Here is a 22697-nt window from a genome sequence, read left to right as displayed (position 1 = left end):
AATTATGTCAAAACAACTTCTACAAAAACAAGCAGATACTATCAGATTTTTAGCAGCTGATATGGTTCAACAAGCAAACTCAGGACATCCTGGTGCTCCAATGGGATTAGCTGATATTGCAACAGTTTTAAGTAAACATTTAAATGTAAATCCAGCTGATGAAAAATGGTTAAATAGAGATAGATTAGTATTTTCAGGTGGTCATGCTACAGGTTTAGTTTACTCTTTATTACATCTTTGGGGATTTGATGTATCAGTAAATGATATGAAAAATTTTAGACAAACTCACTCTAAAACTCCAGGACATCCTGAATATGGTCATACTCATGGAATTGAAATTACAACAGGACCTTTAGGACAAGGAATTGCAAATGCAGTTGGATTTGCAATGGCAGGAAAATATGCACAAAATCTTCTTGGAAGTGATGTAATCAATCATAAAGTTTACTGTTTATGTGGTGATGGAGATTTACAAGAGGGTATTTCTTATGAAGCAACAGCAACAGCAGGACATTTAAAACTTGATAATCTTGTAATAATTTATGATTCAAATTCAATCACAATTGAAGGTGATACAAGTATTTCTTGGAGTGAAAATGTTAAAAAAAGATTTCAAGCTATTGATTTTGAAGTAATAGAAATAGATGGACATAATTTTGATCAAATTGATAAAGCTTTAGTTGCAGCTAAAGCATCAACTCTTCCAGTATTAATTATTGCAAAAACAGCAATTGCAAAAGGTGCAGTTACTATGGAAGGAAGTCATCATTCACATGGAGCTCCTTTAGGTGAAGATGAAATTGCTAAATCAAAAGAGAAAGCTGGATTTGATCCAAAAGAAAAATTCTTTGTACCTGCTGATGTAAAAGGTGCTTTTGATAAATTAATCGTTGGTTCAACTGCACAGAATGCTTGGTTTGAATCACTATCAGCTGAAACAAAAGCAAAAATTGAAGAGTTAAAAAATCCAAATTTTGATTCAGTTGTTTATCCTACTTTTGAAGCTGATTCAAGTGTTGCAACAAGAGATTCAAATCATAAAATCTTAAATGCAATAGCAAAAGCAATTCCAGGATTTCTAGGTGGAAGTGCTGATTTAGCACCATCAAATAAAACTGAATTAAAAGATATGGGTGATTTTCCAAAAGGAAGAAATATTCACTTTGGTATCAAAGAACATGCAATGGCAGCTATTACAAATGCAATGAATTTATATGGATTATTTAGAGTTTATTCTGCAACATTCTTTGTATTTAGTGATTATTTAAAACCAAGTGCAAGAATAGCAGCACTTGCAGGTATTCCTCAACACTTTATTTGGACACATGATAGTATTGGAGTTGGGGAAGATGGACCAACTCACCAACCAATTGAACATTTATCACAATTTAGAGCATTACCAAATTTCTATACATTTAGACCAGCAGATGCAAGTGAAAATATTGAAGCTTGGAAAGTAGCACTTAAAATGAAAGCACCAACTGCATTTGTTTGTTCAAGACAAGGGTTAAAAGTATTAAAAGATGAAAGAGCTTATGGAAATGTATCAAATGGAGCTTATTTATTAAAACAAAGAGAAAATGCAAATATTACTATCATGGCAAGTGGAAGTGAATTAATGCTTGCACTTCAAACAGCTTGTTCATTAGAAGAAGAAGGAATTATTGCAAACGTAGTTTCTGTTCCTTGTTTTGATTTATTAATGGAACAAAGTAAAGAGTATGTAGAAAAAATTATTGACCCAAAAACTAAAGTATATGCAGTTGAAGCAGCACGAGGTTTAGAATACTACAAATATGCTGATGTTGTGTTTGGTATGGAAACATTTGGAGCAAGTGGACCAGCTAATGATTTATTTGAAGAGTTTGGATTTACAAAAGAAAAATTAAAAGCAAAAATTATTGCTGACTTCAAAAACAATTAAATAGGTGAGAGTTAAAACTCATCTATTAATTTCTTAATTAATTTAAAAATCTCATCTTCTTTTTATATTAACTTCATATAATCTGTTTTTTTAAAAACTTAATAACAAGGAAAAAGTTTGTTAAAAGGTATTATAGTTTTATTAGTTTTCCAATTTTTAGGTGAGTGTATAGCAAAATTTTTCACTCTTTTAGTTCCAGGTCCTGTAATTGGAATGGTTTTACTTTTAGTTTTTTTAATTATAAAAAAAGGAAGTTTTCATAGTCTTGATAATGCAGTTGCACTTCATTTAAGATATCTTCCATTACTTTTTATTCCTGCAGCTATGGGAATAATCACTCAAATAGATATTATTACAAAAGAGTTTTGGGCAATATTTATAGCTTTATTTTTTGGAACATTAATAGCATTGGTTTTTGCAGCAAAATTTATGGATTTTTTAACTTCAAAGGTGAATAAAGATGAATTATGAAGCATTAACAAACTATATTAGTTCAACTCCTCTTACTTGGTTGATTATAACAATAGCAGCTTTTAAATTTGGAATAATAATTTATGAAAAGTTTAATAAACATACACTGTTACAACCAATTATTATTGCTTATGTGATTATTTTATCTTTGATTGTTTATACAAACACTCCTTTTGAAAAGTATTTTAAAAGTGTTGAAATAATTCATTTTTTTCTTGGCCCTGCAACTGTCGCACTTGCACTTCCTTTATATAAAAATTTGAAATATATAAAATCACTATTTTTACCAATAGTTCTAACTTTGTTTATAGCTGGAGTTTTTTCAATAGTAATTGCAGTTAGTTTACTTTATATTTTTGGAGCACATCTTCCAACAATTTTATCAATGACAACAAAATCAATTACTGCTCCAATTGCAATAATAACTTCGCAACAAATTGGAGCAATTCCATCACTTGCAGTTGGTTTTGTTTTAATAACTGGAATTGTTGGAGCTTTATTTGGAACAATAGTATTTAAGATTTTTAAAGTTAAATATGAAACTTCAAAAGGTTTTGCACTTGGACTTGTATCTCATGGAATTGGAACTGCAAGAGCAATTGAAATAAGTGAAAAAGCAGCAGCTTTTGCAGCACTTGCTATGGGGTTAAGTGGAATATTTACTGCAATCTTTCTTCCAATAGTAATTACATATTTTAAAAATATTTTCTAAAATAAGGAATAAAAGTGAAAGAAACTCTTTTTGTTTATGGAACTCTTATGCCAAATTGTCCAAATGCTCATATTCTAGAAAATATTGTTGGAAAGTTTCTTCCAGCAACTGTAAAAGGAAAACTAGTTGATGCTGGTTGGAGTGCAAGTATGGGATATCCAGGTATTAGACTTGAAGATGGTAGTGATACAATACATGGTTTTTTATTTTATTCAGATAATCTTATAAATCATTGGGATTTTTTAGATGAATTTGAAGGAGAAGAATTTATAAGAATGCCTATAAAAGCTGAAAGATTTGATGAAATTGAAGTTGATACTTATATATATACTTTAAAAGATGAAATTATAGAAGAAGAGCTATATTAATATAATCAATGAGTTTAGTAACTCATTGATTAAAAGTTTATTTTGTCGCTTTTGCTCCAATAACACTTTCAATTTTATCTGGATTGTTAAGTGCATATTGGAATCTTTCCATATCAATTTTTTTATCCCAAACACCTACAACAACAGCAGCAACTGCATTTCCACAAAGATTCCCAACTGCTCTCATCTCAGACATAAATTTATCAACACCAAGTAAAACAGCAACTGTTACAACAGGAATTGCTCCACCCATTGCTCCTAAAGTTCCTGCAAGTACAATAAATCCAGAACCTGTAACTCCAACTGCTCCTTTTGATGTAACCATCAAAATTATAATAATAAACAACTGTTGTTCAATAGTTAAAGGAATATTAAATGCTTGTGATAAAAATATAATACAAAGTGCCAAATAAATATTTGTACAATCAAGGTTAAATGAGTAACCAGTAGGTAATACTAATCCTGTTACAGATTTTTTTACTCCAGCTGCTTCAAGTCTTCTCATAAGTGGTGCTAAAGCAGATTCACTAGAGCTTGTTGCAAATACAATTAATACTTCTTTTTGGATGTATCTCATAAATTTAAAGATATTAACTTTAAAGAATGACATGATAATACCTAATATAACAAAAATAAATGCAAGAACAGATATAAACATAACACCTAATAAACTTGCCATATTAATAAGTGAATCAATACCAAATTTTCCAATTAAAAAAGCCATAGCACTGAAACTTGCTAAAGGAGATAACCACATTAAAATGATTAATATTTTAAAGAAAAAGTTTTGTGCAACTTCAACTGGTTTTAAAATTCTTGCTTTATATTTTCCACCAAAGATAGAAATCAAAATAGATAAAGTTAAAGCCATAAATAAAACTTGTAAAGTTTGTCCTGTTAAAAATGGTGTGATTGGATCACTTGGAATTGCATTTTTTAGGATTTCTAAAACATTTCCTACCTTATCAGGATCTACTTGAGTATATTTATCAACAGTGCTAACACTTTTTTCATCTAAATGATTAACATCAAGATTCATACCATTTCCTGGTCCAAATAAATTACCAAAAATAACACCAATTGCTAAAGCAAATGTACTCACAACTTCAAAATAAATAAATGCCTTAAATCCTAATGAACCTAATTCTTTAAGAGATTCTAGTCCAACAATTCCTGAAATTATCGTAAGAAAAATAATAGGTCCTACAAGCCATTTCAATATTTTAATAAACCAGTCAATACCTGGTTTTGCTTCTATTCCTAATGCAGGATTAACATATCCTACTATGATACCTGCGATGATACCAAATATAACCCAAAAAGCTAAGCTTTTAATGGTATAATCCATCCAAGTTCTTTTTTGTAAATCTACCTCTTGTTCCAAAGTTTGCGTCCTTTTTTTTAGTCTAAGCTTTAATAATAGCGAATATCTTTTTAAATTTTGTTTTAATTTTTATCTTAGTTTTTTAAATAAATGATTATTCAGTTTCATGAAAATTATTGACTTTTTAATCAAATTCATATAAATTAAAAAATATATAAAGGATAATAATAAATGAAAAAAATAGATAATTTATTAATAATAAAAATTGCATTTTTATTTGTAGTTTTTTGTAATGCTGTTGTTGATGTATCTCATAAAGTTTTACTTCAAAATATTGCTTTTAAGATTTTTGATGGAACAACACAAGTTATTTGGGTATCAATTATAAATGTTTTATTGATTATTCCTTTTTTACTTTTGTTTACATTTAGTGGATATTTATCTGATAAATATAATAAAAAAGATATTTTGGTTTATGGTGCATTATCATCTTTTTTATTATCAAGTTTGATGATAGCTGCTTATATTAGTGGAAATTTTTATTTTGCAATGTTTGCTTTATTTTTATTAGCAATTCAAAGTGCCATTTATGGACCTGCAAAACTTGGATTGATTCTTGATATTTATGGTAAAAAGAATTTATCAAGAGGAAATGCAGCTCTTCAAGCAATATCTATAATAGCAATATTATTCGCTATTGGTGTTACTTCATTTATATTTGAAAAATTTTATAACTTAAATAATCTTCAAAATATAACTTCTAAAGATGAGTTATTATTAGCAATTTTACCTTTGACTTATTATATTTTACCAGTTGCATTTTTAGAGATGGTAGTTTCGTTTTTATTTTTAAGAAGAGTTAATACAAATTATGTAAGGAATGAGACAATATCTTTAAATAAACAAGAATTTTTCAAAGGTAGATTATTAATAAATAATATAAAAAATATCTATTCTCAAAATGTAATATTTTTATCAGTAATTGGTTTATCAGTATTTTACGGAGTTTCTCAAGGAGTAATTGCAGTTTTTCCATCTTTTGCAAAAATGTATTTAAATATTCACGATGTTTTTGTAATAAATGGAGTTATAGCAGCTTCTGGAATAGGTATTGCTATTGGGTCAATAATTTATTCAAGAGTTTCAAAGTTTTATATTGAAGTAGGAACTATTCCTTTTGCATCATTTGGAATGGCTACGATGATATATATTTCAACTGTTGTTGAAACTCCTTTTATGTTAACACTTACTTTTTTAGTATTTGGTATTTTTGGTGGAATGTTCGTAGTTCCCTTAAACTCTTTGATACAGTTTAATGCAAAAAAGAAATTTTTAGGAACTATTTTAGCAGGGAATAATTGGTTTCAATCTTTATTTATGTTTTTGATGCTTTGTATAACTACGATAGTCTCTTTTTACGATTTAGACCCATTAAATACAATTTATTTGATTTTATCAATTATTGTAATAGGAACTTTATATACAGTTTATAAATTGCCACAATCTTTACTTTTACTATTTTTAAAAGCTTTTGTTGGTTTAAAATATAAACTTGAAGTTGATGGAATAAAAAATATTCCTTCTCAAGGTGGAGTTCTACTTTTAGGAAATCACGTTTCTTGGATTGATTGGGCTATTATTTTGATGGCAGTTCCAAGAGAAGTAAAATTTGTAATGGATAAAACTATTTATAATAAATGGTATTTAACTTGGCTTTTAAAAATGTTCAAATGTATTCCTATTTCAAATGCTTCAAGTAGAACAACTATGCAAACTATTGCAAAAGAGTTAGATGATGGTAATATGGTTGTTCTTTTCCCTGAAGGTGCTATTACTAGAAATGGACATTTAGGAGAGTTTAAAAGAGGTTTTGAAAAAATCTTAGAATTTACTACAAATGAAGAGATAAAAGTAATTCCTTTTTATATAAGAGGACTTTGGGAATCTATGTTTAGTAGGGCAAATAAAAGATTTAAAGATTCAAATAAAACAAATAGAGTAACAGTATCTTTTGCAAGAATGATGAATAAAAACGACGCAAATGCTATAAGTATAAAAAATGAAGTTTTTGAACTATCTGCTAAATCTTGGAAAGAGCATATAAATCATTTAAAACCTTTAAATGAAGTTATTTTTGATAGATTAAAAGAAGTTTCAAATGAGGTAATTTTTGCTGATTCAACAAATACACAATTAAGTGGTAATAGATTTTTAACGGCCTCAATTTTATTTAAAAATTTGCTAAAAAAAAATTTAAAAGAACAAAATATAGCATTATTACTTCCTTCAAGTGTAGCTGGAGCATTTATGAATTATATGGTTTTATTGATGGGAAAAACAGCAATAAACCTAAACTATACAAGTCAAGTTGAAGCTTTAAAATCTGCTATTATTCAATCTCAAACAAAAAGTGTAATAACTTCAAAAAAATTCGTTGAAAAACTAAAACTAAAAGGTTTTAAAATTGATGAGGTTTTAGAAAATGTAAATGTTTTTTATATGGAAGATTTAAAAACAAAGATATCTAAAAAACAAGGAATAATAACTCTAATTTGCGTAAAATTACTTCCAAGTTTTATTTTAAAATGGCTTTTTTTAACTAAAACAAAAAAAGATGATACAGCTATGATTTTATTTTCTTCAGGAAGCGAAGGAAGCCCTAAAGGAATAGAATTAAGTGGAGATAATATTTTAGGAAATGCTCAACAAATTGCAAATATTATAAATGTAAATAATAAAGATGTAATTTTAGGTTCATTACCACTATTTCATGCTTTTGGAATAGTTGTAAATACATATCTTCCATTAATTGAAGGAATAAAATGTGTAGCACATCCAGATCCAACTGATGGATTTGAAATAGCAAAATTGATTTTTAAACATAAAGTAACTTTTATGTGTGGAACTTCAACATTCTTTAGATTATATGTAAGAAATCAAAAAATTCATCCTTTAATGTTTGAAAGTTTAAGACTTGTTGTTGCAGGTGCAGAAAAATTAAGAGAAGATGTAAAAATTGACTTTAAAAAACGATTTGGAAAAGATATTCTTGAAGGTTTTGGTACAACAGAAACTTCACCTGTTGCAACTTGTAATTTACCAAATGTCATGTCTCCTGATTTTACAGTTCAAATTGGACAAAAGGCTGGAACAGTTGGTATGGCAATTCCAGGAACAACTATAAAAATAGTAGATCCAATAAATTTAGAAGAACTGAATTCAAATGAAGAAGGAATGATTGTAATCTCTGGAATACAAGTAATGAAAGGTTATCTGGGAAATGAAGAAAAAACAAAAGAGGTTTTAAAAACTATAAAAGGAAAAACTTATTATATAACGGGAGATAAAGGTAAAGTTGATGAAGATGGTTTTTTAACTATTATTGATAGATATTCAAGATTTGCAAAAGTTGGTGGAGAAATGGTAAGTTTGACTTCAGTTGAAGATAAAATATCAAAAATATTGGAGTTAAAAGAAGATAGTTCTGTTGATTTTATAGCAACAAATCTTGAAGATGAAAAAAAAGGAGAAAAGATTATTTTACTTATCTCAAATGTTGATGAAAATTTTGTAGCAAATTTAAAAGAGAAAATATTAAATAATTTTGATAATAAATTAATGGTTCCATCAGAAATAAAAATAGTAAAAGATATACCAAAACTTGGAAGTGGAAAAAAAGATTTTAATGCTTCGAAGATTTTAGCAAAAGGTTAAATTTTAACCTTTGCTACAAATTAGATTTATAATTTCTTCTTGTTTTGAACAAAAGTTACCATCTTTTTCAATCAATAATAAATCTCTAGCAACTCCTTTTAGAGTGTGAAGTTTAGCACTTTCTATTTCAACATTAAAATCATCAAAGATTTTAGCAATATAAGCAAATAAACCTTTTTGATCTTTTGTAACTATGTGCATTGAAGCCAAATAAGCTGTATGATTACAATCTATTTTTATATCTTCTTTTTTTATAATTGGAGTTATTAAGTTTGTTCTTTTTGTCATATCAAAAGAGTCATTTATAATATTCTCAATTAAATATATATCTTCAGGATCTATTTTTTCACTAAATGAAATCTCAAAAGCTTTTTTATTGTCATAAAGTTTATATATATTCATAGAATCTATATTTAAAAACTCTAATTTTCCAAGTAAATAACCTAAATTTAAAGGTTGTTTTCTAATAATTCTTATTGTAAGTTGAGCTTCATTTATTATTTTATAAATATATGAATCTACATCTTTTGCTTTAATTGCAATATCTAAAATATCTTCCGCTTTCATTCTTAGAAATATTTGATTTGAAGATATATACATAATCTTTTTTTGCAAAATCATTGGAAGTTCTTTATATCTTTCAAGATTTTTTATAGCATTTTGTTTTGCAGTTCTTCTTTTGCTCTCTTTTAAAAATTCTTGATTGTCAAAAGCTGGAAGTGCTTGATAATATAACTGTTTTAGTAAAGAAGCAGTTGAACTATTAAAAATATTTTGACCAACAGCAGAAATATCACAATAAGTTACAACATAAAGCATTTTTAATGAATCTTTATTTTTCACTATTCCCATAAGATTTAAAATAGTTTTTTCTGAATAAATATCCTCATTTGTAGCCATATATGACATCATATTATGGTATCGAACTAAGTTTGCCCCAACTTTTATAAGTTCTTCATCAAAACCAAAAGATTTCAACATATTTTTAAAAAGTTTTTCTCCAACTATATGATGATCCTCTTTTCTTCCTTTTCCCACATCATGAAAAAATGCCACTAGTCTTACCAACATTTTTTGTTCATTTGTAAGTTCATTAAAGATTGATTTTACATGATCATTTTCTATATTTTGTGCAAATTTTAATGTTTTAATAGAATGAATATCAACAGGATGTCTATGGTAACCATCGAATTGTGGTTGATTGAGTAACATTTTTGTAATAGGAATAATTGATTGAAATAATCCTGCATTATAAATTAGTTTCATCAAAGGATATAATTTTGGTTTTGTTAGTAGCAATTTTATACTTTTTTTTAACTCTTTTGATTGAGTTGCTGGTAACTTTGTTTTACTTGCATAATAAATATAAGATCTATCAAATCTATCAACATCTAAGGGAAGCTCTATTAGTTCTTTTATAAAATTATTTAAACTTTGTGGTTTTGCACTAAAAGAGCAAAATAGTTCATTATTTATAATATAAAGATTTTTTTTGTATCTTAGTTTTTTTAGTTTTGGTATATTTGTAGCTTCAAATAAAGCAACTCTTGTAAATTTTTTTATCATTGTTGCAGTGAAGTTATGAATAATATGTAAACTTGAAATTATCTTTGACATACAAAGTCTATCTTTTGTATATCTTGGTTGATTTTTAAAACCTAGTTTTGCACTTAAATCTGGCAAAATATCAAAAGTAACTTGATCTTGTTTTTTTCTTGCAATACTATGTAAAGCTGTTCGTACTTGAAAAATAAATTCTAAAGCTTGTCTATATTTTTTGTATTCATCTTCACTAAATTGAAAACCTACAAGTTCTTTTACATTATTTAATCCATATAAAATATTTGCTATCCAATACATCATATTTGCTTCTCTAATTCCACCATAACCATCTTTGATATTTGGTTCCATTTTTAAAGGGAATTTTAAAAGTCTTTGTTTATGTTCTTCGAGTTTTTCTAAAATAAACTCTTTTTGGTCAGTTTTTCTTATCTTTTTTAGAATATTTTCATAACTAACCCATAAAGTTTTTGAACCATAAATTATTCTTGATTCTAAAATAGCACTTTTTATTGTTATATCTTCTTTTACTACATTTTCTATATTTTTTAATTCATCAACACGTGATCCAAGTTTTAAACCACAATCCCAAGTTAAAGTTATAAATTCTTCAATAATTGTTTTTAGATTGTAACCCCTTGTTTCTTCATATAAAATCATAATATCAATATCAGAATATATACAAAGTTGTTCTCTTCCATAAGAACCTAATGCTATTAAAGTTATTGGAATAGAGTTACTCATTGGTTGATGTACACCAAAATTTTTTCTCAAAATATATTTATATAAAAGTATTAAAAATTTATCAGTATGTTTTGTGTGTTTTATAAAAAAATCTTTTCCACCAGTTGTTTCAACTGTTGTATCAATAGAATCTAAATAGTTTTTATAATAAGTTTTGAATACTTTTGAAATCTGAAAATCTGTTGCGTTGTTTGATATTAATTCTTCAATTTGAATATTTAGCTCTGTCATAAGGACTCTTTATATATTTCTAGTTTTTTTCTTAATGTAATTCTATTCAAATCTAGATGTTTTGCAACTTGAACTTGAGATTTATATTTTTTTATTGCAGCTTTTAGCAAAGGTATTTCAAAAAGATACAATAAATCTTTATAAGAACTATTTTTAGATAGATTTTCACTTAGATATTTTTCCAAAAATGTCAAAATTTCATTTTCTCCGATTGTTTCAAAAAGGTATGAAAAGTAAATAGATTTTCTTAGGCTATGAGTATTATTTGAGATATTTGTTATAAGTCTTGAAGAGCTTACTAAAGGCATTTCTAGAATAGAACTAGCTTCTAGTGAGAATTTATTTATCAAAGCTTTGGTATCTTCAACTCTACTTTTTAAAGGTGGAATTTCTAAAGTAATTATAAATAAATCTTTTAGTTTTTGATTTAAATTTGAAGCTTGAGAAGTTGCTATTACTCTTATTTGATTTTTTTCTATCCAATTAACAAATATATCAATATTTGTAATTTCATTTATTTTATCAATAATTATTGATTCATTTTGTATAGTTAAAATATTGTCAATAATATCTTTTTGTAAAGCTTTTGCTTCATAAATTTTTGAATTTGGTAAGATATATTTTGCTAAAGATTTTTTCCCAACTCCATTTTCACCCAAAACTAAAGCATTAACTTCAACTGATTGAAGAAGTTTCGCTGAATTTAAAATCTCTTTAGAGATACTATCTAGTGCTATATATTCTTGCATTTATTCTACCTTCTTAAAATATATACTACATCATATGATTATAATGTATAAAAAATAAACAATCAAGACTGTATATATTTTTTTTGTGAAAAATATATAAAGATTGTCAATGACACCAAAATTAGAGCAATACCAGCTATTAAATAGAAAGCATTAATCATCTGAACATAATCATTAATCGCAATTTTAAATACAACAATTAAAGCTTCAATAGAAAGAGCAATTATAATTGTAGTTAAAAATTTTGTTAATATTTTTGTTTCAACTCTTGAATTTTTTGAATATGATTTGAAAAATACCTCTTGTTCTAAAATAGTTTTTGCTAAATCAAATATAGCAATACTTAAAGTCAAAGAAATTATAGGTTTAAAGATCATTTCCAATGATAAATCATGATTTGAAAATATATATAGCATAAAATCATATAAAGAGAAAAAAATTGTAAGAATTGATAAAACTATCATAGAAAAACCAGCAATAACATAAAAACCTTTTGTAACACTATGAAAAGGTTTATTTAATTCGATTAAATTTAACTTTTGAAGTAAAATATCAATTCTAAAATCTAAAAAAAATATTTCATTTTCCTCTTTTATAGTTACTGTTACACAAGTACTTCTCGTAGCACTACTTATATAAGGTTTTGAAAAAGCTATGTTTGAGTCAGTAAAATGAAGTTTAGAAATAAGATGAGATCTATCTTTGTTTTTTGCATTTTCATCAATTTTATATCTATAAAAGTTATTTGATGTTTGAATTTTTGTGTGTTTATCAATAATATAAACCAATTCTAAAGAAGGAAATATTTTATAAAGTTGTTTAAAATCATTTTTTTTATGATTTGATAAACTCCCAATATTTTTAAGACTCTCTTGTAAAAAATACTCTATATCCTCTTGGTGTTGATTATATGTTTCAAAAAACTCTTTCATACAATTTCCTATACTTTTCTTTATTATATAAAAAATAAAAAAATGTATAAATAAAAAATTGTATAAAAATTAAACAGATGTTTTTATATTAAACTCTTTTATCATATTTTGTGCAAGTAGATTGAGATTTGCTTTGTCTGATTCATCTTTTACACCAATAGTAAGATTTAGTATATTTTTATGATATTTTTCAAGAAAAGATAAAATCTTTGGCGATTTTTTATGATGATTATTTATTAAAGCACCCATTGCTAACATTTCAAGAACTAAATCTTTTTTGCCCATAAATGCAGCATAATTTATAGGCCTTGTTCCAAAAGAATCTGCTAAATTTATAATTTCTTGATTAGATTGATGAATTTCTTTTATATAAAGTGTTTTATCTTGAAAAATACAAGTATGAATTAAAGTTCTACCTTTTTCATCAATCAGATTACAAGATGCTCTTAATTCCAATAAAAGTTTAACAGTTTCTTTACAATTATTAAAAATTGCAAGCTGCAAAGCTGTAAGTCCATCTTTATTTGTTGCATTTATATCAACACCTACATTTACAAGATTTTTTATAGTATTTAAGTAAATCTTTTTATTTTGTATTTTATTTTCATAATTTAAATTCATTAATTTAAAAATAATATTATCTTCATTTTCATCTTTTTTATTTAAATCTGTATTTTTTGTTCGTAAAATTTTAAATAAAGAAAAATTGAAATTTAAAAGAGAAGAGAAAAATAAAGGTTCACCTTTAGAATTTAGTTCATTTATTTCAACATCATAATTTTTTATAAATAATTCCAAAATATCTTTATACTGTGCATCTTCAACTAATAAAAGTTTGTATTCTGGTTCAATCTCAATTTTATTGTCTTGATGTAAAATTATGTCTATTAAAATTTCTATAGTTGTTTTTCCAAATTTATTTTTTGTATTTAGGCTTGCACCTTTTTCTAAATATAATTTTATTAAATCACTATTTTTTATTCCATTTAAAACTAAAATAGTTAAAGGAGTTAATCCTATATTATTTTGTTTGTTTAAATTAATATTTAGTCCATTATTTAAAAAATAGTGAATTAAATCTCTGTCCTCACTTCTTGTAATATTGAAAAAAACAGTTTCATTATCATTGTCAATTGCTTGAATATTGATATTCATTTGAACTAACTCTTTTATCAGTTCAGCTTGGCCATTTACTGTTTTTTTATCATCTTTTGGAAGATTTAAAAAATGATTTGTTGCTTCCATTAAAATATTTCTATTATCTTTATTTTTCAAATTTAAATCAAAACCAAAAAAACTTGCTCTTTTTATAAGATTCATATTTTTTATTCCATTTAAAACAGAATAAAAAAGGAAACTTTTCCCATTTCTATCATCTATCGTTGGATTTGCTCCTGATTCTAATAAAAACATCGCTAATTCATTGTTTTTTAAAACATTTTCTAAGTGTAATACACAATTACCTTGATTGTTTATCTCATTTATATCAATTTTTTTTAAAGAAACAATATTTTTTATGAGATTAAAATTTCCATTTGAAATTGCATCAAAGATAAGATTATTTCCATTTGTATCTTTATTATTTAGAACTTTAGTAATTTGTAATAAATACCTTATTACTTTATTATTTGAGTTATTTATTGATTCTTGTAAAGCAGTTCTATTTTTATTGTTGATATGATTTACATTTACATTAAAATCAACTAAAGTTTTTAACATTTTACTGTCTTTTGAATATATAGCATAAAAAATAGCTGTCTCTTTTTGTTCCGTTTCAATTTCAGTATTAATATTATGTTCTAATAACCAAAGTACTGAGTCAAATAAATCTTTTTTACAACAAGTATGTAAAATAGGTTCATTATGGTGATAAAGAGAATTTAGTTCAATATTTGAATTTTGATATATTTTATTTAGTTGTTCAACTGAAGGGCTTGGATTTATAAGTTCTTTTACTAAATCATCTTCTGTAAATTTTGATTTATTTGTTAATATATTTAACATATTTTCCTATAACTAGTTTTCATAAATTTGGCTAGATTATATAATAAATTTATTAATTATTTACTTTATGAAATATTAAACAAAGTAAATGTAGTTTTTAATTTCTATATATTTTATGAGTTGCTGTAATCTAAAATTTACTTAATAATATTAGTTTAATAATCTTTTGTTAAAATAATGCGAATTTAAAAAAGGATTTGTAGTGAAGAGAATTGAAGCTGTAATCAAGCCATTTAAACTTGAAGATGTAAAAGATGCTTTACAAGAAGCAGGAATTACTGGTATGACTGTATCTGATGTAAAGGGATATGGAAGACAACAAGGACATAGTGAACTTTATAGAGGTGCTGAATATGTTGTTGATTTCTTACCAAAAATCAAAATTGAGTTAATTGTTGCAGATGAAAATGTTGATAACATAATTTCAGTTATTATAGAAGCTGCAAGAACAGGAAAAATTGGAGATGGAAAAATATTTGTTTCTCCTATTGAAAAAATTGTAAGAATTAGAACGGGTGAAGAAGATGAGGAAGCTATTTAGATGAATAACTTTCAATCATTTGAAATAAATGAACCTTTGGATATGCATCTTCATTTAAGAGATGCAGATATGCTAAAACTTGTAGGACCTCTAACATCAAAAACATTTAGTGGTGCTTTAGTTATGCCAAATTTAGTTCCACCTATTACAACAAAAGAAGCTTTATTATCATATAAACAAAGAATTAAAGAAGCCTGTAAAAATGATCAATTTGAGCCTTTTGTAACACTATTTTTCAAAAATGATTACTCTTATGAATTTTTAAAAGATATAAAAGACGAGATAATCGCTATTAAACTTTATCCTGCAGGAATTACAACAAACTCTGAAACAGGAGTTTCTTCTATGGATATCGAAGTTTTAAGACCTACTTTAGAATCTATGAGTAAATTAGAAATCCCACTTTGTATTCATGGTGAAACAAATGGTTTTGTAATGGATAGAGAAAAAGAGTTTATGCCAATTTATGAATCAATTGCAAAAGCCTTTCCAAAATTAAAAATTATTATGGAACATATCACAACAAAAGATGCAATAGAGTTGTTAGATAAATACGATAATCTTTTTGCAACTGTAACTCTACATCATTTACTTATAACTTTGGATGATGTAGCTGGTGGTATGTTACAACCACATCTATTTTGTAAACCAATAGCAAAAACTCCTATTGATAGAACTGCTTTATTAAATGCTGCATTAAAAGCATATCCAAAACTTATGTTTGGAAGTGATAGTGCTCCTCATCCAAAACATAAAAAAGAGTGTTGTGGTTGTGCAGCTGGAGTTTTTACTTCTCCTATAGCTTTACAAGTACTAACACAACTTTTTGAAAAGCATAATGCTTTAGAAAATCTAAATGCTTTTGTTTCTTTGAATGCACAAAAGATTTATAATTTGAAATTGGATAAAAAAACTGTAAAGTTAGTAAAAAAAGATTTTGTAGTTCCAGCAATTTATGAATACAAAGAAGAAAAAGTTGTGCCTATGTATGCAGGAGAAACTTTGTCTTGGAGTTTAGAAGATTAAATTAAAAAGAGCTAGTTTTTATTAGATAAAATTACTAGTTCTTTCATTCAATAATTTTTTCAGAGTTTCAGCAGATTCTTTTGCTTTTTGCTCTCTATCCTCTCTCATTTCTCTTAAAGTATCAAGAGTTTCTTGTTTTTCTTTATCTAGATTTGCTTTTATTTGAACAGCTTTTCTATTATTTGAAATTCCTGAAACTGCCGAAAATTTCTCTTTTTTATTGACATAAATTGTTGCAGATGATGACGAAGCATTTTTATTAAATACTATAATATCATTTTCTTTTAGATTAAGAATTTCTGCAGTCGTAAGTTCAGTTTCAGCCATAATTGCTTCAACTTTCATTCTTGCTCCAGAAATAAGAGTTTTTATATCTTCTTTTCTACTAAGCTTTTTATTTTTACCTTCACTAAAAATTTTATCAACGATTTTATTTAATAAAGGTTCAATATAAGAAATAGGATAGCAAATCGATAAGAACCCTGAATCTTCATCAATAGTGATTTCAAAAACAACAAGTAAAACTATATCGTGGTCAGATACTATTTGTATAGCATTTGCATTTGTATCACTTGATTCTATTCTAAAGTTCAAACTTGAAATATCACTCCAAGTTTTATATAAAATTTTTATAAACATTTTATAAAAGTGTTCTAAAACCTTTATTTCTATTTCTGTTAATTCTCTATCTAAATTGTCCATAGTATTTACAGCACCACTACCCAATAAATCAGCGATTACTTTATGTGAAATAGTTGGGTTACACTCAATTACTATCTTTCCATCAAGTGGTTTCATAGAGAGTGTACTTAAAGATGTAACTTGTGGAATAGATAAAATAAATTCTCCATAAGTCATTTGTTCAATTGTTGTAAGTTTTATGTCTACAATTTTTCTAAGCATTGAAGATAGATCATTTATGAACTCTCTTAGCATTTTATCATGCATTGTAGTTAATGCTTTTAATTGGTCAAGTGTAACTCTATTTGGTTTTTTAAAGTCATAAATAGAATAGTTTTTTTCTTTTGCGGTAAACTTATCTAAAGGATTTGTTCCATCAATGTCATCGCCTTGTTCAGCGATATCTAAAAGTGCATCAATCTCATCTTGACTTAAAAATTCTGCCATTTATTACTCTCTTAATTCAATATCAACATCAATTGCACCCATATCTTTTATCATTTTTAGGGTATCTATTATCTCTTTCATTGGAAGTTTCATAACTTTCATTGAACGAACTAAATCAGCAACTGTTGGAGGATTTTTTGTATTTATCATTGCATTATTTATATCGATAACTGGTTTATCTGCAATTCTTACATCATCGCCAATATCAACACCTGTATTTATTGTAGGATTATTCCAATCAACTTCACCTAAGCCCGTTTTATTTATTCTAATAGTAAAAGTATCTCTTGCTATTGTAACTGGATCGATTACTATATCTCCTCCTGCAAGAATTGATTCTCTATTCATATCAATTATAAGTTTCTTTTTAAATGAAGACTCTAATTCTATATTTTGAACAAGAGAAATAAATTTTACAATAGACATACCATCAGGTTTTTTTACATCAATAGTTCTTGTATCCAATGCAGTTGCAAGCTTTTTCCCAAAAGTATCATTGATTTTTGTTTCAATTAAATCAGCGTTTTTTGCAGAATTTTTTAAAAGACTTAGTTGGATTGAGTCTTCACTTTGTAAATCAAAATTTATTTCATTTTCAACAGTTGCTCCATCATAAATAAATCCAGTAGTTTTATTATTTTCATTTGCAACAATTGTTCCTTGGGCCAAGGCATAAACATTTCCATCAACACCTTTTAATTGAGTTATTAAAAGTTCTCCATGGTCAACAGATTTTGCATCACCAATAGTTGAAATATTTACTTTTATTTTATCACCTTGTCTTGCAAATGGTGGTAAATCAGCAGTTACCATAACTGCTGCAATATTTTTTGAATTGATTGAACCTGCTGGGATTTTAATATAAGAATTTCTAAGAAGATTTTGCAAAGATTGCATAGTAAACTTTGATTTGTCACCAGTTCCAGCTAATCCAACTATCAAACCATAACCAATCAGTTGGTTTTCTCTAATTCCGATGATATTTGAAATGTCTTTAATTGTTTGAGAATATAAAGATGATAATAATAGTGTAATAATAAAAAAATATTTCAATATCATCCTCCTAAGTTATTTTAATATATATTTTAACGAAAATTTAATAAAAAAAGGTATAATCTGAATTAAAATAAAATTATCTTTAATAGGATTTATAAGAATTGAATATTTATATATATGGTAATCAAGGTTTTAAAAAAGAGATTTATAAGATATTAGAAAATTCTCAAATTAAAAAATTTGATAATAATGTAATCATAAAAGAAATTAACAATTTAAAAGATTTAAAAGAGATAATAAAAGAACAACCTAAAGATATTTATTTAATTGATGATGAAAAAATAATAAAAAAAGATTCATTGAAGTCAAAATTCTTTCGCCCAAAAGATGGAATTGAAGAACAATTCTTAGTAGAAAGTGGAGTAAGCGATTTAACAATCGATTCTTTAAATGAAATACCAGTATATATAATCAGAAAATATGAATTAGAAAAGAACTTGAGTGAGATAAAAAAAGAGAACCAAATGGAACTCGATGATGAATTATCTAAACTTCTTACTAATGAAAATGAAGTAGGAAATATTTCTGAAATAAAAGAAAATGAGGCTTTAAGTGGTGTAAATTTAAATGAATTGGAAAATCTAATAGACTCACCTATTCAGGAAATAAATGTAGAAGCTAACCATGATAATAAAACAAATGAATTAGAAAATTTTAATAATGATTTTGGATTAAATAATATATCATTTGATTACGATGATGATAATATTTTAAATGATAATTCTTTAAGTGATGAAGATTTGTTGTCTCAAATTTTAAATTCAAGTAGTATGGATGAAGATAATTATGAATTTTTAGGTGAAACGTTTGAAGAAGTGAATTTTTTAGAAGAACTTTTTCCTGAAAAAGCTGAATTTCTTGCAACTTTTGAAAAACCTGAAAAACCTGAAAAGCAAATTGAAAATTTTGAAAATGAAATAGAAGATGACTTTGAACATTTTGATGAAGATGATGAAGATGTACAAATTCCTAAAGAAGAAAATATCCAAAATTTAAAAGAAGATGAAGAAGAGGAAGATACTTTAGAAAATGAGAGAAAAGAAGTTATCATAGAGCCGATAGAAAATGAAGAATTAGATGAAGAAGAAAAAGATGAAATTTGTGAAAATTTTGAAGGAGAGATTATGGATGAAAATGACTTTTCTGAATTAGATAGCTTAAATGAAAAAGATTTAATGGAAGCTTTGAATTATAATGCTGATGAAATAGTTCAAGTGCCTAAAAATGAAGAAACTTCTAATATAGTTTCAGGTAAAAATAAAGAAACTGTAACTTTAAATAGTTCAAATGTTGATGAAATCTCACAATTAATTTCTAAATTATTAAATAATAAAACTTTAGAAATAACTATAAAATTAAAAGATTAATTATGGATTTAATAGGAATTGCAGAAAATACGGTAAAAATAATTTTAATATTGGGTTTACCATCTTTAATCGTGAGTATGATTATAGGTTTAGTAATTTCTATTTTTTCAGCTGTAACTCAAGTAAATGATGCATCTTTATCATTTGTTCCTAAAATGATTTTTGTATCAGCATTTATTTTAATTAGTCTTCCTTGGGTTGGAGAGCATCTTGAAACTTTTACGAAAGATTTGTGGGATATAATTTTGACATTCGGACATTAAATTGATTGAAAAATTATATAAATTAAAAAAAAATCAAACAGACCAAAAATTAATAGAAAAAGCTACTTTAGAGCAAGAAGTAGAGAAAATTGATTCAGAAGTTGTTTTTACCCAACATAAAATTGATACAGCAACAGTTGATAAATTTGGTGCAATTTCTGATTTTTTAATTTTAGCAATGCATAAAGATACAATGAGATTACATATCCAAAAGCTTTTAAATAGAAAAAATAGTTTAGTCTCTCAAATAGCAAATTTGGTAAACGAAATAATAGAATTACAAAAAGAGAGTGAACAGTTTAAATATATTTTAGATGAAGAAAAAAAAGAAAAATTTAAAAAGATTTTGGCTGCAGAAGAAGAGGCGGCAAGTGAATATGTACAAAGTAAATATATAAGAGCATAGGAGAATTAATTTGATTTATAAATTTATAATATTAACTATTTTTTTTGTAGTAGAAATAAATGCAGTTGAAACAAGTAGTTCTTTAACTAGGCAAAAAATGGAAGTTTTAGAACTAAAAAATGAGTTAAATAATTTTTATAATGAAAAAGAAAAAGAGTATCAATCACAAAAAAAAGAGTTAGAAAATCTTCTTGCTCAAGTAGAAAAAGAAAAAGCAGAAACTAAAAGATTACATGATAAAAATTTGGCACTTTTAAAAGATATTAGAGCGGAAGTTCAAAGTAAAACTGTAAAAATTTATGATGGAATGAAAGCTAAAAATGCAGCTGAAATTTTTGATCAAATGATAAATGAAGGCAAAATTGAAGATGTTTTTGATATAATCTTAAGATTAAGAGAATCTAATGTTACACAAATTTTAAAATTTTTAACTGTAACAAATGCATCAAGGTTGACACAAAAACTTGAAAAGTACAATTTAGATAAAGAAAAAAAGGATTAAAATGGCAGAAGAAAACGGTGAAGTAACAAAAAAATCTTCAGATGGGAAAGGGCTATTAATCGTATTAATGGTTCTAATTGTAATTTTAATTATGGCTGTTGCTGGCGGAACATATTTCTTATTAGACAGGATTTCAAATACAGCAAACAATGGACAAAAAACAGAAGATACAGCTCAATCGGCAACTCCTTCTAATACAGCTGAGGCAACTTTTAAGGCAGATGTAAATGATTTAGTTTTAAATTTAACGGATTCAAGAGGAAAAGAAAAAGTTATGAAATTGTCTTTTTCTATAAGAAGTAATGATCCGTTAATAGCAACAGTAGTAGAAGAGTATAAAGCAGAAATTACTGATGTTGTAATATCACAAATTAGTTCAAGAAGTTCAGAAGAACTTTTAACAGTTGGCGGAAAAAACTTATTGAAAGATGAGTTGATAGCCGAAATAAATAATGTTATAAATTATGTTACAAAGTCTAATCGTAATGTAGTTAGTACAATATTATTTACTACTTTTGTAATTAAATAATGATAGTAGCTGTTAAAAGAAACAAAAATCAAAAAATTTTAAAAATTATAATAATTGCTCTATTAGTTTTTGGAGGAATTTATTTCTATAATGACTATAGAGAAACTGTTAGAATAAATGCTGAAAAACAAAAAATTGAAGAACAGCAAAAAAAAGAGTTAAAAGCAAAAGAAGAAGAGCAAGAAAGAATAAAACAAGAAGCTCAAAGAGCAATATTAACAGAAGTTGAAAAAGCTGTAAATTTAATTGGTCAAGAATATATAAAAGATGTAAAATTAATTAAAAATAAAGTTGTATTTGTTTGTGATCCTGATACAAATATTGATGCTTTAATCGTAAGATATGGTGCTATGGCTTTAGTTAAAAGAACTTTTGATGAAATAGTTATAGTTGTTGATATTGATTTTATTTTAAAGAATAAATTATGAAAATAACTTTATATTTATTATTAGCAGGATTACTATTTATTGGTTGTGCTTCTCAAGAACCACAAATAAATTTTGAAAAACCAGAAATTCAAATTCCAAAAAAACCTCCTGAAGCTAAAAAAAATAAGGGTTCATTGTATTCTATGCAAGGAACATCATTGTTTGCTGATAAAAAAGATTTACAAATTGGAGATATTATTCAAATTGTGATAAATGAAGATTTGACAGCAAAAAGTGATAATAAAAGAGAATTAACGAATGATAGAAATAATAGTTTAGGTGGTGGATTACTTACTCCTATGGGTACTAATACTTTGGGTGGAGCAGTAGGAAATATTACAAATAAAGTTAATGAGAACTTAGGAGTTAATTTTGGAACAGAAAGTTCAACTTCAGATAAAGGAAAAGTTAAAACTCAATATAATGAAACTTTTGAAACAACGATTTCTGCTATTATAGAAGAGACTTACCAAAATGGAAACTATTATATAAGAGGTGAAAAAGAGATGTTAATTGAAGGACAAAAACAAAAAATTATTATAAGTGGAGTAATAAGACCTTATGATATAACTTCAGATAACTCTATAAATTCTTCTCAAATAGCAAATTTAAAGCTTTTATATAATAAAGACGGGACTGAATCTGATATTTTAGATACACCATGGGGATTAAATTTTGTACGTAAGATTTGGCCATTTTAATCTAATTTTAAGAAATG

Annotated in this window: 21 protein-coding genes; 14 read left to right on the top strand and 7 right to left on the bottom strand. The window is 25.9% G+C overall.

Annotated features, from left to right (window positions below):
• Window positions 1–4: 4 nt before the first annotated feature.
• From tkt to B0175_RS02865, 4 genes are all read left to right on the top strand, one after another.
• On the top strand, window positions 5–1924 hold the full coding sequence (gene tkt / locus B0175_RS02880; RefSeq protein ID WP_108527196.1) for a transketolase: 1920 nt from the start codon (window positions 5–7) through the stop codon (window positions 1922–1924).
• A gap of 117 nt (window positions 1925–2041) precedes the next feature.
• Entirely contained in the window at window positions 2042–2395 is a 354-nt protein-coding gene (locus B0175_RS02875; RefSeq protein ID WP_108527195.1) for a CidA/LrgA family protein, read from the top strand.
• A complete protein-coding gene (locus tag B0175_RS02870) occupies window positions 2385–3107 on the top strand; it encodes an LrgB family protein (protein WP_108527194.1) in 723 nt (240 codons plus the stop codon). Before B0175_RS02875 ends, B0175_RS02870 begins: the two co-directional genes overlap by 11 nt.
• 14 nt (window positions 3108–3121) lie before the next feature.
• A complete protein-coding gene (locus B0175_RS02865) occupies window positions 3122–3475 on the top strand; it encodes a gamma-glutamylcyclotransferase family protein (protein WP_012012063.1) in 354 nt (117 codons plus the stop codon).
• A 37-nt stretch (window positions 3476–3512) separates the two neighbouring features.
• On the opposite strand, the gene B0175_RS02860 is transcribed toward B0175_RS02865, so the two are convergent.
• On the bottom strand, window positions 3513–4859 hold the full coding sequence (locus B0175_RS02860; RefSeq protein WP_108527193.1) for a cation:dicarboxylate symporter family transporter: 1347 nt from the start codon (window positions 4857–4859) through the stop codon (window positions 3513–3515).
• 171 nt (window positions 4860–5030) lie between these two features.
• Here B0175_RS02860 and B0175_RS02855 point away from each other — a divergent pair, with 171 nt between their 5' ends.
• Window positions 5031–8513, top strand: coding sequence for an acyl-[ACP]--phospholipid O-acyltransferase (locus B0175_RS02855; protein WP_108527192.1), 3483 nt, complete (start codon window positions 5031–5033; stop codon window positions 8511–8513).
• 3 nt (window positions 8514–8516) lie between these two features.
• Here B0175_RS02855 and B0175_RS02850 read toward each other — a convergent pair whose 3' ends face one another.
• The 4 genes from B0175_RS02850 to B0175_RS02835 form a co-directional block, all read right to left on the bottom strand.
• Window positions 8517–11048 (bottom strand): [protein-PII] uridylyltransferase family protein, encoded by a 2532-nt coding sequence (locus B0175_RS02850; RefSeq protein ID WP_108527191.1) that lies wholly within the window; start codon window positions 11046–11048, stop codon window positions 8517–8519.
• Window positions 11045–11797: a transcriptional regulator gene (locus B0175_RS02845; RefSeq protein ID WP_108527190.1), complete on the bottom strand. Its 753-nt coding sequence runs from the start codon at window positions 11795–11797 to the stop codon at window positions 11045–11047. Before B0175_RS02845 ends, B0175_RS02850 begins: the two co-directional genes overlap by 4 nt.
• Before the next feature lie 62 nt (window positions 11798–11859).
• Window positions 11860–12729, bottom strand: coding sequence for a hypothetical protein (locus B0175_RS02840; protein ID WP_108527189.1), 870 nt, complete (start codon window positions 12727–12729; stop codon window positions 11860–11862).
• Between the two features lie 69 nt (window positions 12730–12798).
• Entirely contained in the window at window positions 12799–14733 is a 1935-nt protein-coding gene (locus tag B0175_RS02835; RefSeq protein ID WP_108527188.1) for an ankyrin repeat domain-containing protein, read from the bottom strand.
• Window positions 14734–14935: 202 nt separating this feature from the next.
• Here B0175_RS02835 and B0175_RS02830 point away from each other — a divergent pair, with 202 nt between their 5' ends.
• Window positions 14936–15274: a P-II family nitrogen regulator gene (locus B0175_RS02830; RefSeq protein ID WP_004510256.1), complete on the top strand. Its 339-nt coding sequence runs from the start codon at window positions 14936–14938 to the stop codon at window positions 15272–15274.
• On the top strand, window positions 15275–16300 hold the full coding sequence (pyrC, locus tag B0175_RS02825; protein WP_108527187.1) for a dihydroorotase: 1026 nt from the start codon (window positions 15275–15277) through the stop codon (window positions 16298–16300).
• 21 nt (window positions 16301–16321) lie between these two features.
• Here the strand turns inward: pyrC and fliM are convergent, their stop codons facing one another.
• Together fliM and B0175_RS02815 are read right to left on the bottom strand one after the other, a co-directional pair.
• Window positions 16322–17428: a flagellar motor switch protein FliM gene (gene fliM, locus B0175_RS02820; RefSeq protein WP_108527186.1), complete on the bottom strand. Its 1107-nt coding sequence runs from the start codon at window positions 17426–17428 to the stop codon at window positions 16322–16324.
• Between the two features lie 3 nt (window positions 17429–17431).
• Entirely contained in the window at window positions 17432–18487 is a 1056-nt protein-coding gene (locus B0175_RS02815) for a flagellar basal body P-ring protein FlgI (RefSeq protein WP_226797429.1), read from the bottom strand.
• Window positions 18488–18585: 98 nt separating this feature from the next.
• Here B0175_RS02815 and B0175_RS02810 point away from each other — a divergent pair, with 98 nt between their 5' ends.
• The 7 genes from B0175_RS02810 to B0175_RS02780 are packed head-to-tail and all read left to right on the top strand — an operon-like array spanning window position 18586 to window position 22680.
• Window positions 18586–19851 carry a hypothetical protein gene (locus tag B0175_RS02810; protein ID WP_108527185.1) on the top strand — a complete coding sequence of 422 codons (1266 nt, stop codon included), beginning with the start codon at window positions 18586–18588 and terminating at the stop codon, window positions 19849–19851.
• Window positions 19852–19853: 2 nt separating this feature from the next.
• Window positions 19854–20114: a flagellar biosynthetic protein FliQ gene (locus B0175_RS02805; RefSeq protein WP_108527184.1), complete on the top strand. Its 261-nt coding sequence runs from the start codon at window positions 19854–19856 to the stop codon at window positions 20112–20114.
• A 1-nt stretch (window position 20115) separates the two neighbouring features.
• Window positions 20116–20520 (top strand): hypothetical protein, encoded by a 405-nt coding sequence (locus B0175_RS02800; RefSeq protein ID WP_108527183.1) that lies wholly within the window; start codon window positions 20116–20118, stop codon window positions 20518–20520.
• A 10-nt stretch (window positions 20521–20530) separates the two neighbouring features.
• Window positions 20531–21022: a MotE family protein gene (locus B0175_RS02795; RefSeq protein WP_108527182.1), complete on the top strand. Its 492-nt coding sequence runs from the start codon at window positions 20531–20533 to the stop codon at window positions 21020–21022.
• Between the two features lies 1 nt (window position 21023).
• Window positions 21024–21551 carry a flagellar basal body-associated FliL family protein gene (locus tag B0175_RS02790; RefSeq protein ID WP_108527181.1) on the top strand — a complete coding sequence of 176 codons (528 nt, stop codon included), beginning with the start codon at window positions 21024–21026 and terminating at the stop codon, window positions 21549–21551.
• Window positions 21551–21979, top strand: coding sequence for a hypothetical protein (locus B0175_RS02785; RefSeq protein ID WP_108527180.1), 429 nt, complete (start codon window positions 21551–21553; stop codon window positions 21977–21979). Before B0175_RS02790 ends, B0175_RS02785 begins: the two co-directional genes overlap by 1 nt.
• Window positions 21976–22680 carry a flagellar basal body L-ring protein FlgH gene (locus tag B0175_RS02780; RefSeq protein ID WP_108527179.1) on the top strand — a complete coding sequence of 235 codons (705 nt, stop codon included), beginning with the start codon at window positions 21976–21978 and terminating at the stop codon, window positions 22678–22680. Before B0175_RS02785 ends, B0175_RS02780 begins: the two co-directional genes overlap by 4 nt.
• The last annotated feature ends 17 nt before the right edge of the window (window positions 22681–22697 follow it).

It is taken from the genome of Arcobacter lacus, assembly GCF_003063295.1.
GTDB classification, from domain to species: domain Bacteria; phylum Campylobacterota; class Campylobacteria; order Campylobacterales; family Arcobacteraceae; genus Aliarcobacter; species Aliarcobacter lacus.
Note: the sequence above shows the minus strand (reverse complement) of the source record. Positions and strands in the feature narration are given on the sequence as shown.

Excerpts from the sequence above, each read along its gene's own strand:
- tkt (WP_108527196.1), top strand. The coding sequence starts at position 5 with ATGTCAAAACAACTTCTACAAAAACAAGCAGATACTATCAGATTTTTA.
- B0175_RS02870 (WP_108527194.1), top strand. The coding sequence starts at position 2,385 with ATGAATTATGAAGCATTAACAAACTATATTAGTTCAACTCCTCTTACT.
- B0175_RS02855 (WP_108527192.1), top strand. The coding sequence starts at position 5,031 with ATGAAAAAAATAGATAATTTATTAATAATAAAAATTGCATTTTTATTT.
- B0175_RS02850 (WP_108527191.1), bottom strand. The coding sequence starts at position 11,048 with ATGACAGAGCTAAATATTCAAATTGAAGAATTAATATCAAACAACGCA.
- B0175_RS02845 (WP_108527190.1), bottom strand. The coding sequence starts at position 11,797 with ATGCAAGAATATATAGCACTAGATAGTATCTCTAAAGAGATTTTAAAT.
- B0175_RS02840 (WP_108527189.1), bottom strand. The coding sequence starts at position 12,729 with ATGAAAGAGTTTTTTGAAACATATAATCAACACCAAGAGGATATAGAG.
- B0175_RS02835 (WP_108527188.1), bottom strand. The coding sequence starts at position 14,733 with ATGTTAAATATATTAACAAATAAATCAAAATTTACAGAAGATGATTTA.
- pyrC (WP_108527187.1), top strand. The coding sequence starts at position 15,275 with ATGAATAACTTTCAATCATTTGAAATAAATGAACCTTTGGATATGCAT.
- fliM (WP_108527186.1), bottom strand. The coding sequence starts at position 17,428 with ATGGCAGAATTTTTAAGTCAAGATGAGATTGATGCACTTTTAGATATC.
- B0175_RS02815 (WP_226797429.1), bottom strand. The coding sequence starts at position 18,487 with ATGATATTGAAATATTTTTTTATTATTACACTATTATTATCATCTTTA.
- B0175_RS02805 (WP_108527184.1), top strand. The coding sequence starts at position 19,854 with ATGGATTTAATAGGAATTGCAGAAAATACGGTAAAAATAATTTTAATA.
- B0175_RS02790 (WP_108527181.1), top strand. The coding sequence starts at position 21,024 with ATGGCAGAAGAAAACGGTGAAGTAACAAAAAAATCTTCAGATGGGAAA.
- B0175_RS02785 (WP_108527180.1), top strand. The coding sequence starts at position 21,551 with ATGATAGTAGCTGTTAAAAGAAACAAAAATCAAAAAATTTTAAAAATT.
- B0175_RS02780 (WP_108527179.1), top strand. The coding sequence starts at position 21,976 with ATGAAAATAACTTTATATTTATTATTAGCAGGATTACTATTTATTGGT.